The sequence below is a fragment of the Methyloprofundus sedimenti genome (genome assembly GCF_002072955.1).
Classification (GTDB): Bacteria; Pseudomonadota; Gammaproteobacteria; order Methylococcales; family Methylomonadaceae; genus Methyloprofundus; species Methyloprofundus sedimenti.
Genome location: NZ_LPUF01000001.1, coordinates 398389 through 411342 on the forward strand (window position 1 = coordinate 398389; position 12954 = coordinate 411342).

At 42.3% G+C, this 12954-nt stretch carries 15 protein-coding genes and 1 other RNA gene; 3 read left to right on the forward strand and 13 right to left on the reverse strand.

Translation table 11 applies throughout. The annotated features are described in order from the left end of the window. Nucleotides 1-5: 5 nt before the first annotated feature. The 9 genes from AU255_RS01640 to AU255_RS01680 all read right to left on the reverse strand — a co-directional run bounded on the left by AU255_RS01640 (nt 6) and on the right by AU255_RS01680 (nt 8462). Nucleotides 6-1280: a dihydroorotase gene (locus tag AU255_RS01640; protein ID WP_080521254.1), complete on the reverse strand. Its 1275-nt coding sequence runs from the start codon at nt 1278-1280 to the stop codon at nt 6-8. Then, nucleotides 1280-2251, reverse strand: coding sequence for an aspartate carbamoyltransferase catalytic subunit (locus AU255_RS01645; RefSeq protein ID WP_080521255.1), 972 nt, complete (start codon nt 2249-2251; stop codon nt 1280-1282). The genes AU255_RS01640 and AU255_RS01645 overlap by 1 nt, the downstream gene beginning before the upstream one ends. An 8-nt stretch (nt 2252-2259) precedes the next feature. Then, complete coding sequence (pyrR, locus tag AU255_RS01650; protein ID WP_080521256.1) at nt 2260-2769, reverse strand: bifunctional pyr operon transcriptional regulator/uracil phosphoribosyltransferase PyrR; 510 nt, start codon at nt 2767-2769, stop codon at nt 2260-2262. A gap of 2 nt (nt 2770-2771) precedes the next feature. Further along, nucleotides 2772-3221: a Holliday junction resolvase RuvX gene (gene ruvX, locus AU255_RS01655; protein ID WP_080521257.1), complete on the reverse strand. Its 450-nt coding sequence runs from the start codon at nt 3219-3221 to the stop codon at nt 2772-2774. Continuing rightward, the gene (locus AU255_RS01660) at nt 3214-3780 is read right to left on the reverse strand and encodes a YqgE/AlgH family protein (protein ID WP_080521258.1); all 567 of its coding nucleotides are present in this window, start codon (nt 3778-3780) and stop codon (nt 3214-3216) included. The genes ruvX and AU255_RS01660 overlap by 8 nt, the downstream gene beginning before the upstream one ends. Nucleotides 3781-4142: 362 nt before the next feature. Continuing rightward, complete coding sequence (locus AU255_RS01665; RefSeq protein WP_080521259.1) at nt 4143-5351, reverse strand: UbiH/UbiF/VisC/COQ6 family ubiquinone biosynthesis hydroxylase; 1209 nt, start codon at nt 5349-5351, stop codon at nt 4143-4145. Beyond that, on the reverse strand, nt 5348-6562 hold the full coding sequence (gene ubiH, locus AU255_RS01670) for a 2-octaprenyl-6-methoxyphenyl hydroxylase (protein WP_080521260.1): 1215 nt from the start codon (nt 6560-6562) through the stop codon (nt 5348-5350). Before ubiH ends, AU255_RS01665 begins: the two co-directional genes overlap by 4 nt. Nucleotides 6563-6614: 52 nt before the next feature. Next, a complete protein-coding gene (locus AU255_RS01675; RefSeq protein WP_080521261.1) occupies nt 6615-7919 on the reverse strand; it encodes an aminopeptidase P N-terminal domain-containing protein in 1305 nt (434 codons plus the stop codon). Between the two features lie 9 nt (nt 7920-7928). Then, the gene (locus AU255_RS01680) at nt 7929-8462 is read right to left on the reverse strand and encodes a UPF0149 family protein (protein WP_080521262.1); all 534 of its coding nucleotides are present in this window, start codon (nt 8460-8462) and stop codon (nt 7929-7931) included. 217 nt (nt 8463-8679) lie between these two features. Here AU255_RS01680 and AU255_RS01685 point away from each other — a divergent pair, with 217 nt between their 5' ends. From AU255_RS01685 to ssrS, 3 genes are all read left to right on the forward strand, one after another. Further along, a complete protein-coding gene (locus tag AU255_RS01685) occupies nt 8680-8901 on the forward strand; it encodes a TIGR02449 family protein (protein ID WP_080521263.1) in 222 nt (73 codons plus the stop codon). Further along, complete coding sequence (locus AU255_RS01690; protein ID WP_080521264.1) at nt 8898-9197, forward strand: cell division protein ZapA; 300 nt, start codon at nt 8898-8900, stop codon at nt 9195-9197. Before AU255_RS01685 ends, AU255_RS01690 begins: the two co-directional genes overlap by 4 nt. Nucleotides 9198-9208: 11 nt before the next feature. Beyond that, nucleotides 9209-9386, forward strand: a non-coding RNA gene (ssrS, locus tag AU255_RS01695) — 6S RNA. A 64-nt stretch (nt 9387-9450) separates the two neighbouring features. Here ssrS and AU255_RS01700 read toward each other — a convergent pair. From AU255_RS01700 to AU255_RS01715, 4 genes are all read right to left on the reverse strand, one after another. Continuing rightward, nucleotides 9451-10560 (reverse strand): GNAT family N-acetyltransferase, encoded by a 1110-nt coding sequence (locus tag AU255_RS01700; RefSeq protein WP_332889022.1) that lies wholly within the window; start codon nt 10558-10560, stop codon nt 9451-9453. Nucleotides 10561-10625: 65 nt separating this feature from the next. Continuing rightward, nucleotides 10626-11261 (reverse strand): electron transport complex subunit E, encoded by a 636-nt coding sequence (locus tag AU255_RS01705; RefSeq protein WP_080521266.1) that lies wholly within the window; start codon nt 11259-11261, stop codon nt 10626-10628. Beyond that, nucleotides 11262-11846, reverse strand: a complete 585-nt coding sequence (gene rsxG, locus AU255_RS01710) for an electron transport complex subunit RsxG (protein ID WP_080521267.1) — start codon at nt 11844-11846, stop codon at nt 11262-11264. Beyond that, entirely contained in the window at nt 11843-12850 is a 1008-nt protein-coding gene (locus tag AU255_RS01715) for an RnfABCDGE type electron transport complex subunit D (protein ID WP_080521268.1), read from the reverse strand. The genes rsxG and AU255_RS01715 overlap by 4 nt, the downstream gene beginning before the upstream one ends. Between the last annotated feature and the right edge of the window lie 104 nt (nt 12851-12954).

Genomic DNA, 12954 nt, shown 5'->3' on the forward strand with positions numbered 1-12954 from the left:
AACTTTCATTGTGAATAAATGATTTTACCGGCCTGAATGGTTGTCGTTACTTTTCCGCGCATAGTTTTCTGCCAAAAAGGGGTGTTTTGTCCTTGGCTTTGCCATGTTTCACCATTAATTTGCCAATCCGTATTGACATCAAAAACACAGATATCCGCGACACTGCCAACGGCTAAATGTCCTGTATTAATGGTTAAAATTTTTGCTGGCGATGCAGATAAAATTTCAATACCTTTTGCCAGATCCAGATGACCTTGCTCAACTAGTCGCAACATCAGGGGTAAAACAGTTTCCAAAGTAGACATGCCCGGTTCCGTTTCCGGAAATGCGCCTAATTTTGCATCGATATCATGTGGCTGATGGTCACTACAAACGGCATCAATCGTGCCATTTTTCACACCACTAAGCAATGCTTCTTTATCTTGCTGGCTACGTAAAGGCGGCGATACATGATAATGACTGTTATATGGCAGCATATCTGCATCTGTTAAATGCAAGTGGTGCATGGCAACATCGGCGCTAACAGGCAGCCCTAATTGTTTTGCCTTGGCCATTATTACAACGGAACGTTTACTGCTTAAGCCGCGAAAATGCACCCTGCAACCCGTAAGATCAATAAGCTCTATACACTGCATTAAAGCAATCGTTTCTGCTGCCACCGGAATTCCTGGTAAACCATAGCGGCTCGCCATGGCTCCTTCATGAGCACAGCCTTGATAACTTAAGGCCCGCTCTTGTGGGCAATACATTAATAATAAATCATGTGTTGCCGCATATTCCATGGCTCGCCGAAGTATTAATAAATTTTGAACTGGAGTCTGTGCATGGCCCACCGCGATGCAGCCCGCCTGCTTTAAGGCATACATAGAGCTTAACTCTTTGCCGGCTAATTTGTGGGTTAAAGCCGCAATAGGGTAGATATGTGTATAGGCACATTGTTCTGCCTTATCTTTAATAAGCTCAAGTACGGCAGGGGTATCAATAACCGGTTTAGTATCAGGGGGAATACATAAACTGGTAAAACCGGCACTGGCTGCCGCACGCGTTTCTGACTGTATGCTTGCTTTATGAACCTGGCCTGGTTCGCGCAAGCGCGCGCTTAAATCGATAAAGCCGGGACAAACTATTTGTCCTTGTGCATCAATTCTGGTCTGAGGGGCGAATCCTTCTGGTGCTTTGCCAATAGCAACAACTTTTCCATCTTCTATATAAATTCCAGCCTGTTTATTAACGTCATTTCTGGGGTCAATAATGTGCCCATTAACGATTTCAATACGCATTATTCAGTCCTCATATTACACTGCATAGCCATCGACATAACGGCCATTCGCACGGCTATACCATTAGTGACCTGCTGTAAAATAACTGATTGTGGACCATCGGCAACACTGGATGAAATCTCTACGCCACGATTAATGGGGCCGGGGTGCATTACCATCGCATCTTTATTGGCGATCTTTAATTTATCATCCGATAGCCCAAAACATTTAAAATATTCGCTTTCACTGGGTAATAGCGCGCTATTCATACGTTCTTTCTGTAAGCGTAGCATAATGATGACATCGACATTCTTTAAACCAACCGTTAAATCATGATAAACGCTAACACCGAGGCTTTCGACTTGTGCAGGTAATAAGGTTTTAGGTGCAATGACTCTGACTTCTTCGGCACCAAGAATATTTAAGGCATGAATCTGCGATCTTGCCACTCGCGAGTGCAAAATATCTCCGACGATGGCTATGCGTAGTCCTGAAAAACTTTGCTTCACACGCCGAATAGTAAACATATCCAGCATCGCCTGAGTCGGATGCTCATGTTGGCCGTCACCGGCATTAATAACGCTAATACGTGGAGCTGCATTTTCAGCGATAAAGTGGGCTGCTCCGCTCAGTGAATGGCGTACGACAAACATATCGACCTGCATCGCTTCCAGGTTGCGAATAGTGTCTAACAAGCTTTCCCCTTTGGATGTAGCAGAAGTCGCAATATTCATACTCAAAATATCCGCAGACAGTCGTGTTGCTGCAAGTTCAAAAGTCGCACGAGTACGAGTGCTGTTTTCGAAAAATAAATTAACTATAGTCTTGCCGCGTAATAAAGGAAATTTTTTAACCTGTTGCTCAGACATATCAGCAAACGATTCAGCAGTATCCAGAATTTCTGTTAATAAGCTTTTCTGCAAGCCCTCAATACTTAAGAAATGTTGTAATTTCCCGAGGGAATTTAACTGTAAGTTCTTATTAGCAAGCATTACCTCTCCTATGCAACTGACTGAAAGTCAATATCCAGTGGTTCTGGTCCAGTTAACTTAACACGTTGCCCAGCAGCCAAATTCATCTTGGCACCAATACAATCAGGACGTATAGGGACCTGTCGGCCATCACGCTCAATTAAGACGCCTAAAATAACCTGTCTGGGGCGTCCGTAGTCAAAAATTTCATTCAGTGCCGCCCGAATGGTGCGCCCGGTATAAAAAACATCATCAATTAAAATAATATCGCGTCCCTCAACAGTTAAGGGTAATTTACTTTGCTTTACTTTAGGGTGTACACCAATTTGTGAAAAATCATCCCGGTAAAAAGAAATATCCAGTAAACCCAAAGGTTCTTTGACCTTAAGCCATTTGTGTATTTTTTCAGCGATCCAGACTCCGCCAGTGTGAATACCAATTACAATAGGATCTATGACTTGTCTTTGTTCCATCGCCTGAGTGATCGATTCCTCTAATTGATTCAGTAAAAGCGGAATTTTTATATGCTCAATTGTCATTATTATTGTTGATTTAGCCAGGATTGAAGGATTAATTGTGCTGCGAGCTGGTCCTGTACTTCCCACAGTTTACTTGCATTGACTTGAACATCATCATACAGCATTTGTTTTGCCTCGAATGTTGATAAGGCTTCATCGATCTGAAACACCGGCAGATTAAAGCGCCCACTTAATTGTCGGCAGAATTTTAGCATTCTGGGCGTAATGGGGTTATCGCTGCCATCAGCTTGTCGTGATACGCCTACAACCAATCCTTCAGGTTGCCATTCCTTAATTAGCAGACTAATTTTTCCCCAGTCTGGTACCTGGTTTAGCGAACGAATAGTCTGCAGTGGGCTAGCTGTTTTAGTCGTTAATTGTCCCACGGCCATGCCTATTTTTTTATTACCAAAATCAAAACCTAAATAACTTCCTGAACTTAAAGCTGCTAACACGGGATCCTGTTTATGCATGGCCTGCCTGGCTGGTTAACAAGTTAATATCCAGGCCCATTTTATTTGCTGCAGCACTCCAGCGCATGCTGATCGGAGTATCAAATACAACGCTTTCATCATATTGGGTGCTCAGCCAGGCATTACTTTTCATTTCTGATTCAAGCTGATCTTCGCCCCACCCCGCGTAACCGAGGGTAATCAGAAATTTTCTGGGGCCTTTACCTGCGGCAATAGCTTTCAATATATCTCGGGATGTGGTTAAAGACAGAGTATCAGAAACTGCAATACTGGATTCCCATGCGTCATCAGAAGTGTGATGCAACACAAAGCCTCGTTCTTGTTGTACAGGTCCACCAGAAAAAATGGGAATAGCAGCTATCTTATCGTCGGCAGCAACTAGATCCATTTGTTCTAAAATATCGCCCAGAGTCATTTGCATGGGGTGATTAATCACCAGCCCTAATGCACCGTCACTATTATGCTGACAGACAAAAGTAACGCCATGAAAAAAATTGGGGTCTATCAGGTTTGGCATTGCAATTAGCAAATGATTTTTAAAGGAGTTGATTTCTTGCATAAAAAACTCTGGGTAATTTTTGGCTAAAGGGTTTTAGTGTTACCAGTACCTGCTTCTGCCACATGACAATAGTTTTGCAATCAGAGAGTAGGGCATCAACATACATGCTTACTCCATGGATTTAATAAATCAGCTGTATCTTGAATTATCTACATTTTACTGCAACATCCAGAGCAATAGGAATTATTCTGCTGCAAAGTGTTTTTTAATGTTCTTCTACCTGTTGCATATATATCGTTAATTAATTCAGCAAATATGAGCACAGTAAGATATTAAGCTATCATTATTTTGACTTTGCATCCATAAAATAAGATTTTTTTATCCAACGATTATAGTTTGTAGCAGACTAAAGTCGGCCCTATTTAATCACGTGCAAATGCAGGTAAATCATCTCTTAGTCCCATGGCGTAACGGTTAAAATAATTTTTTAACCAACCACTCTGATTAACCCAGCTCATTCCTGTTCCGCGCAGTTGTCGAAAACCTTCATACTGAACACTATACATTTTATTAATTACATCCATGCTACTCATCATTGCCAGATTATCACCTTTGCGCCAGCGTTCATATTGGCGCAATAACTTATGACTGCCAATAGGCCTACCGGCTAGTTTTGCATTGATAATTAATTCGGCAATTGCTGCTGCATCTAACAAGCCTGCGTTTGCGCCCTGGCCTGCTAAAGGATGCATGGCATGAGCGGCATCGCCTATCAATACAAAATGCTCAGCTGTATATTGATTCGCGTATTGAAAACGCAACGGGAAAGCACCACGCGGACCAACCGATTGCATTTCCCCCAGAACACCATCTGAGGCATGTTCTAAATTCTGCAGAAAATCCTCATCAGTTAATGCCATATATTTTTGAGCCGTTTGATGACTGAGTGTCCAGACGATAGAACATTGGCCATTTTTTAAGGGTAAAAACGCCAGGGGGCCTTCGGGTAAAAAGCGCTGCCATGCAGTAAATTGATGATGTTTTTCTGTACTTACTGTTGCCACCAATCCATCTTGTTTATATTCCCAGCCCGTGGTTTGAATTCCCGCGAGTTGACGTAAGACGGAATCACGACCATCTGCTGCAATAAGGATGTCAGCTTCTAGCGTGTTTCCATCATCCAATACGATATGCGCAGATGTGCTGTCAAGTTGAATATCAGCTACTTTTGCAGGGTATATAATGCTGGCATCTGGAAGTGTTTCCAGCCTGTCCCATAAAGAGGCTACGGTCACGCGATTTTCAACTAAATGACCTAATTCAGAAAATTCAGTGTCGGCAGCATCAAAATCCAGTATACCGGCACTGTCTGCATCCCAGACATGCATATGATCATACGGGCCAACTCCACGCTCAACCATTGCGGGCCATGCTTCCACGGCTTGTAAAATATTTTGTGAAGCATGTGTCAGCGCTGAGACTCGAATATCTACAGGATCTGCAGGCCAGTCCCTTGGGGGCTTATATGCATCAATCAGTGCGATGTCAATTCCTGCTTGCGCCAAGGCACAAGCTGCAGTCGCGCCAACAATGCCGCCACCGACAATGATCACAGCGTATTTTTTACTCATACTCGCCTCCGTATGCCAATATGCGGCATACGTGCATTTAAACCCATGGCATATCGCGCCAGTTGTTTTTTTGCACCTGGTATTATATCTAACAAAGCCAGGCCTGAGTTTCTGGCTACTGCAAGCGATAACCATTGATTTGAAAACAGTTTGACGACACTATCTGTAAAATTAGCTACCGTATCATGGTCTTTTTGTCGTTGTTGGGCGTACTGTTCTAACAAGCTCGGCGCGCCAATATCACCACCTTTTTGTGCTTCATTTAAAAGCATTTCAGCTAACTGAACGACATCCCTTAAACCCAGATTAAATCCCTGTCCAGCGACCGGGTGTAATTGATGCACTGCATTGCCAATAATAACCACGCGTCCCGAATGCAAGCTTTTTGCCCGAATCAGACTTAATGGAAAAGATCGTCTCGGAGCCGTTAAGCTAAATTGCCCCAACTTATACCCGAAACATGCTTGCAAACTTGCTAAAAATTCGTCATCACTGTCCATAATAAGCTGTTCTGCCTCTTCCGTAGTTCGTGTCCAGACCACAGCATAGTCTTGTTTAAACGGCAGCAAAGCGAGTGGCCCTGAGCTAGTAAAGCGCTCATAAGCAATATTATTATGTGCTAACTCGGTTTTAATTGTGGTAACAATGGCTGTCTGCTGATATTCGGTAACCGCCTGATCAATCTCTAGCAAGTTTCTAACAGTCGATTGACCGCCATCTGCGCCCACTACTAGCCTGGCGGATATACTCAGTGAAGCGTCAAGCTGTTTTAAACTAACGTGCGCATGCTGCTCATCAGAAGCAATGCCTATCACGCGCGCCGGGCATATTTGCTCTATCCCTGCTTGCTCGACTAATTGTGCAACCACAGTTTCTAAATCACGAGCAGTTATCACATAGCCTAATGCTGCGACCCCTTCTTTTTCTGCTGAAAGTCGCGTTTTACCAAAATGTCCTTGATCTGAAACATGTATGGTCTTAATAGGTGTCGCCAATGCTTTAGCATGAGACCAGATACCTAAGGACTCTAACATTTTTACCGATCCACTCGCCAGTGCTAAAGCGCGATCTCCCGCTGGTGAGTTATGCAATTGCTCTGGTGTATTGGCTTCAGCAATGGCAATTTTCAAAGGACTGTTTTGTAGTGCTAATGCCAGGCAGTTTCCTGCCAAACCACCTCCCACAATAAATACATCATAATCCTGCTTCATGTTTTAATTCCCTGCTGTAGCTAGTTTGATTAAAGATAATGATCCAATTTCCTTAGCGCATAATGGCTTCAATTTCGGCGATTGTCTTGGGTATTGTGTGGCTTAAAACCTGATAGCCCTGCTGGGTAACCAGGACATCATCTTCTATACGAATACCTATACCTCGCCATTTTTCATCCACAGAGGTGCAATCTTCAGGTATATAAATTCCAGGTTCTATTGTTAACACCATGCCAGGTTCAAGCAGGCGCCACTCGTCATTTATTTTATAATCTCCAACATCATGCACATCCATACCGAGCCAATGGCCTATACGATGCATATAAAATAGTTTATAGCCTTCCTCGGCAATTAAAGTATCTACATCACCCGTTAATAAGCCTAGTTCGACCAAGCCTTTTGTTAATACTTCAACCGATGCTTCATGTGCTTTATTCCAGGGCGCATCAACTTTAATTTCTTGCATCGCGGCTGACTGAGCATCAAGTACCAATTGATAGAGTAATTTTTGCTCATTCGAAAATACCCCATTCACCGGAAAAGTACGTGTAATATCTGCGGCATAATGATCACACTCTGCTCCGGCATCAATCAAGAGTAAGTCACCGTCTTTTAACACCGCCTTATTTTCAGTGTAATGCAATACACAGGCATTTTCACCCCCTGCAACAATAGAAGGATAGGCAACAGCCCGTAAGCCATTATCAATAAATTCATGAATCATCTCACCTTCAATCTGATATTCATAACGCCCGGCCTTGCATTGTTGCATTGCTCGAATATGCCCTTTAGCCGAGACATCAATTGCTTTTTGTATGAGATTAATCTCGGCGGGACTTTTAATCAGGCGCATTTCATGCAAGGTATATTCTAAAGAAACAAGCTCACCTGGCGCACTAATACCACTGCGAGTCTGACTGCGTATATGCGTGATCCATTCCATCAAATGATGATCTAAATCAGAATCGCGTCCCATGGGATAAAAAACTTTATGTTTGTTTTCTAATAAGCCGGGCAAAATATCGTTTAAATCATCAATCGGAAAAGAATCATCCGCACCATAATCTTGCGTAGCTCCTTCCAGACCCGCATGGGCACCTTCCCATAAGGCCTTTTTTTCATCAAATTCCTGACAAAATAAAATATACTCCCCTTGTTCGCGCCCTGGAATAAAAACCGCTAAAGCATCCGCTTCATTAAAGCCAGTTAAATAGTAAAAGTCACTGTCCTGGCGAAAAGGATAATCGACGTCCCGGTTTCGAATTCGCGTGACTGCACTGGCAATAATTGCAATATTACCTTTGCCAACTTGATTCATTAATAGTTCACGGCGTTTTTTAAATTCACTTGCTATCATTGTTAATTCCTAATGCAGAACGCTTTTTTCAATAACGGGATTTAATTCACTGCGAATTAACATAACCGCTGCCCGCAAATATTCCTGAATCTCTACGAAAGCATTTTCAGTTTCTTCAATATCATCTTCATCTATATCGGTATCAAGTTTAGTAAATTCAATAATATCCTTTAGTACTTCATCCACTTCACCGGGCCACTCACTATTCGACTGTACTCGCCCCATGCCAAATAAAAAGCCCTGACACCATTGCATTAGTGCAGTACAGCGCAAAGCCACTGTCTCGTCTTCTGCGGGTAAAAATAAATCGAACACAAACTCATCGCTTTCCATTAACTCTTTGGTTTGCTCAAATAGGTCATTCAGGTCAACTTTATCATCTTGCAGTATGCTTGGGCCCTCTGAAAAAGCTTCATTTATCCAGTCACTTGCTTCCGTATTTTTATTCAGGCATAACATGGCAACGGCAATTCCGTGCACTTCTGCAGCGCTGTCAGCTGCATCTTTTTGTAGAATTATTGAATTAAGGTCAGAATAGCTCATTGAGTTTTAATATAGTTAAATAATTATCATGGCGTGTATATTACACAGATCTAGCAGTAAAAATTCGGGTACTTATGCTAACATAGATCATTGAGAGAATTTTACACTAAAGTGTATAATCTCAAGGTAAAAGGATGCAACATAAAAACAATATATACACTATTTTTAAAACCAGGCGATCAGTTTTGTGAGTTAAGTTTAAGATAATGGATCATTTATGAACTCAAATAATCAGTCATTCGACATTAACGAACTCGAGAATAAGCTAGAAGAGCTAATACAGCGATATAATTTTGTGCGCAGTGAAAATACCACGTTAAAAGTCAAGCAAGACGAGCTGGTTAAAGAAAAAGCAAAATTAATTGAAAAAACTAATATGGCTCGCACCCGCGTTGAAGCGATGATTAGCCGCTTGAAAACAATGGAGCATGGTTCATGAGCATCCAGCGTCACCCCGTCGCTGTTAGCATTCTAGGTAAAGAATATAAAATTATCTGTGCCGAAAATGAACAAAACGACTTAATCGCTTCAGCACTGCAACTAGATCATCAAATGCGAGCAATTCGTCTCTCAGGTAAGGTTTCTGGTGGCGAGCGAGTAGCTGTACTTGCAGCCTTAAATCTAAGTGTCGAACTACAGCAATCGAAGAAAAATAGCAGCCCTGACAGTTCCAGTTTAAGTAGCCGTTTAAATAAAATGTATCTTAAGATCGAAACTGCACTAAAAACCGTTTAGAATATACCCTGTATCTCCTACAGTGTTCGACAGTGGAGTGGGTGTTTCTTGGACCTATTCTGACCCCGGGAGTCGATTCTTGTACTGGTGCGCATGTCCGTTCGCGGAAAGCCTGAAATGCAGGATAGATACCCACTTGAACCTTTTGGTTCAAGAACGATGCTTCACATCGGCACAGGTGGGAGATACTACTTACTTTAACGATTCTACAGTTGCTTTCACCCGGGCTCTGCATTTTCGATACTTGAGAATTCTAAACATGGACCTTAAAAGGTAATTGTTTTAAACAGGCCTGTTTATATTGCTGAATTATTTCCTGTTCACGTTGTAAAAAATCAGCGATTAGTTTTTTAAACTCAGGATTTAGAATCCAGTGGGCCGAATAGGTGTTAACAGGTTCAAAACCGCGTGAAATCTTGTGCTCTCCTTGTGCACCGGAATCAAATCTTTGTTTGTTAGATTCAATACAGTACTCCAATCCTTGATAGTAACAGGCTTCAAAATGTAAGCTATGGTATTCCTCATAGCACCCCCAATAACGGCCATACAAAGTATCACTACCAATAAAGCTAAGTGCTGCACCAACATATACTTGACCATTATTCGCTAATACCAGTAATATCTGTTCAGGCATGGATTGCGCCAGTTGTTTAAAAAAATCAATATTCAAATACGCAGATTGGCCTCTTTTTAAATAAGTCATTTCATAAAACTGAAAAAATACTTGCCATTGCTGTTCAGTTACCTCAATACCCGAAAATCTCTGTAATGTAATACCTTGTTTAGTGACTTTAAGCCGTTCTTTATTTATATTTTTGCGTTGTCTGGAAGTAAAGGATTGCAGGTAATCATCAAAATCACGGTAATTTTTATTAAACCACTGGAACTGAACACCAACTCGAGTAAGCATATCGATTGGCAGTTCTTTGATCTGCGCTGCATCAGGAAAAAGACAATGCAGGCTGGAAATATTGTGCTGTGCTGAGTAGAGTTTGATCGTATCAATACATAGTTGCATGACGACAGCAACATCCACCCCGGTTTTAACCAAGATGCGTTGCCCCTGGCAGGGAGTAAAGGGAATAGCGTTAAGCCATTTTGGGTAATACTCCATTCCGGATTGATAATAGGCATCCGCCCATTGCTGATCAAAAACATATTCACCACGGGAATGATGTTTTAAATATAAAGGCATGGCTGCAATCAATTCCTGCTGTTCAAAAACAAGCAGATGCCTTGACTGCCAGCCTTTTTCATCGCTGATTGATTGACTTTGTTCCAGCGCCAATAAAAATTCATGGCGTACAAAAGGGTCGTTGTTTTGCACCAGCTTATTCCAACAATCAGCATTAACGTCGGACATACTGTTTATTTGCTTTATCACCATGAATGAACCCTTATCCCAGGCGTTTGAAAATAACAAATTGACTATTCTTTAATGGCAAACACATTTTTTGCGGCAATCAATAAACCCAAGGTAATAAATGCACCAGGAGGGAGTAACGCTAATAATGTCCCTGAATAATCATCTAACACATTGATTTGCCAGTTTTTAGCTGCCTCACCAAATAATAAATCAGCTTGAGAGAATAATGTTCCAGCCCCCACCACTTCTCTAATTGCACCTAAGGATAACAGTGCAAAACTAAAGCCCAGACCCATAGCCAGGCCATCTAGCAGGCTAGGCATGATACGGTTTTTTGAGGCAAAAACCTCGGCACGTCCGATGATGGCGCAGTTAGTGACGATCAGCGGGATAAAAATACCTAAGGTTTTATAAAGTTCGTAAAACCAGGCATTCATCAGTAGCTCGATGCTGGTTACGATACCGGCAATCATTAACACGAAAAGAGGTAGTCTGATTTCCGGTAGGATGTATGCGCGCAGCGAAGAGACTAATCCGTTTGATAAGATCAGTGTTAGCGTAGTCGCAATGCCCAGACCTAAGCTATTGATTACTGTATTGCTGACGGCTAGTAGAGGACATAAACCGAGGAGTGCGACTAGAGCCTGGTTATTCTGCCACAGTCCATTGGTGATAATTGCTTGTGTGTTATGTGCCATTTATTGAAAAATAATCTGCTGGTTTTGCTGAAAAAAGAGCCCTGTTTTCTTCACTTCATTCACAATCGCACGGGGGGTAATCGTCGCGCCGGTGAATTGATCAAAGTTGCCACCATCCTTTTTGACGGACCATTGACGTGTAGACATATCGCTTAATGATTTATGTGTAAAGCTTGAAATCCAGGCAGATTTTTTAATTTCTATTTTATCTCCCAAGCCCGGGGTTTCTTGATGCTTTAGCACACGTACTCCCGTTATTTTGCCTGCAATAGTTATACCTATAAGTAAACGTATGTCGCCATTATAGCCGTGGGTTGTAGTACTGATTAGAATGGCAGCAACAGGTGCGCCTGATTTCCTGGCCCGATAAATAGTATAGGTCTGTAACTGTATGACATCGTTTGACAGATCATTGTCATAGCTGTCTCGATGCAAAACGGTTTGCAAGTTGTCCAGTAAAGCCTGGCGTTCATTGTCTGCAATTTTGTTCTTAGTGGCATGAAATACCAGAGAAACCATGCCGACAATCATAAATGAAAACAGACCAACGCGTAGGGCAGCAGTTACTGGAGACGTCGACTTCATTGCTGTTGATTGACAGGTTTAGGACGCAGGTAATAATCAATGCCAGGTGCGGCAAGATTGGCTAATAATACCGCAAAGGCAATAGCATCCGGGTAGCCGCCCCAGGTACGAATAATGTAGATTAATACACCGATTATTAGCCCATATATTATACGAGCTGTATTGCCGGTTGCCGCACTCACAGGGTCGGTGGCAATAAAGAATGCGCCGCATAAGCTTGCACCGGAGAACAAATGAAATACAGGTGAACTAGCTGAAGTCGTATCTATAAGATGATAAATACTGGCTGGCACACATAAACCGAACAGTACGGCAGCAGGAATATGCCAGCTGATGACTTTGCGGTATAAAAGCCATAGCCCGCCTAATAAATAAGTGAGAGAAACTAATTCCCACCCTTTGCCAGCGATAAAGCCAAATATAGAGGATTTTGGCATTTCTGTTAGCGATAGTCCCGAAGCTGTGTAGGTTTTTATACTATCCAGAACAGTTGCGGAGCTGAGGCCATCAAATGATGCCTGCTCTAAAAAAATTAAATCAAGTGAATCAAACACCGGCAAGAAAGTATAGGGAGTTTGCCATGAGGTCATTTGCAGAGGAAAGGAAATTAACAAAAATACATAGCCTGCCATCGCGGGGTTGAAAGGGTTATATCCTAGTCCGCCATAGACTTGCTTGGCAATGATAATGGCAAACAGGGTGCCACTAACGCTAATCCACCAGGGGGCGATAGTTGGAATGGCAAGCGCTAAAAGAGCGGCAGTAATCAAGGCACTTAAATCACACAAATGGACTTTAACAGGACGTTTTCTTAGCCACAGGCAGGCTGTTTCGGCGATTAGCGCCGTACTGCAGGCTAACAATAGCTGTAGCAAAACAGTATAGCCGAATAACCAGAACATCACGCCTAATGCGGGAAGTAATCCGATCAGGACTTGGCGCATTACTCGATTAACGCTGGTGTTAGCAGGTATAAAAGGAGAGCAGCTAGTTGAAAATTGCATTAATTATTGGCTCTGGGGAGGCTAGAAAAACATATCAATTAGGCCCGTATTATGGCATGTTTATTGGGCAGGTGAAGTGCTGTGTTACAATTCAGCGCTACACA

Excerpts from the sequence above, each read along its gene's own strand:
- pyrR (WP_080521256.1), bottom strand. The coding sequence starts at position 2,769 with ATGACAATTGAGCATATAAAAATTCCGCTTTTACTGAATCAATTAGAG.
- rsxG (WP_080521267.1), bottom strand. The coding sequence starts at position 11,846 with ATGAAGTCGACGTCTCCAGTAACTGCTGCCCTACGCGTTGGTCTGTTT.
- AU255_RS01705 (WP_080521266.1), bottom strand. The coding sequence starts at position 11,261 with ATGGCACATAACACACAAGCAATTATCACCAATGGACTGTGGCAGAAT.
- AU255_RS01680 (WP_080521262.1), bottom strand. The coding sequence starts at position 8,462 with ATGAGCTATTCTGACCTTAATTCAATAATTCTACAAAAAGATGCAGCT.
- ruvX (WP_080521257.1), bottom strand. The coding sequence starts at position 3,221 with ATGCATAAACAGGATCCCGTGTTAGCAGCTTTAAGTTCAGGAAGTTAT.
- AU255_RS01700 (WP_332889022.1), bottom strand. The coding sequence starts at position 10,560 with ATGTCCGACGTTAATGCTGATTGTTGGAATAAGCTGGTGCAAAACAAC.
- AU255_RS01685 (WP_080521263.1), top strand. The coding sequence starts at position 8,680 with ATGAACTCAAATAATCAGTCATTCGACATTAACGAACTCGAGAATAAG.
- AU255_RS01665 (WP_080521259.1), bottom strand. The coding sequence starts at position 5,351 with ATGAGTAAAAAATACGCTGTGATCATTGTCGGTGGCGGCATTGTTGGC.
- AU255_RS01715 (WP_080521268.1), bottom strand. The coding sequence starts at position 12,850 with ATGCAATTTTCAACTAGCTGCTCTCCTTTTATACCTGCTAACACCAGC.
- AU255_RS01675 (WP_080521261.1), bottom strand. The coding sequence starts at position 7,919 with ATGATAGCAAGTGAATTTAAAAAACGCCGTGAACTATTAATGAATCAA.
- AU255_RS01640 (WP_080521254.1), bottom strand. The coding sequence starts at position 1,280 with ATGCGTATTGAAATCGTTAATGGGCACATTATTGACCCCAGAAATGAC.
- ubiH (WP_080521260.1), bottom strand. The coding sequence starts at position 6,562 with ATGAAGCAGGATTATGATGTATTTATTGTGGGAGGTGGTTTGGCAGGA.
- AU255_RS01645 (WP_080521255.1), bottom strand. The coding sequence starts at position 2,251 with ATGCTTGCTAATAAGAACTTACAGTTAAATTCCCTCGGGAAATTACAA.
- AU255_RS01690 (WP_080521264.1), top strand. The coding sequence starts at position 8,898 with ATGAGCATCCAGCGTCACCCCGTCGCTGTTAGCATTCTAGGTAAAGAA.
- AU255_RS01660 (WP_080521258.1), bottom strand. The coding sequence starts at position 3,780 with ATGCAAGAAATCAACTCCTTTAAAAATCATTTGCTAATTGCAATGCCA.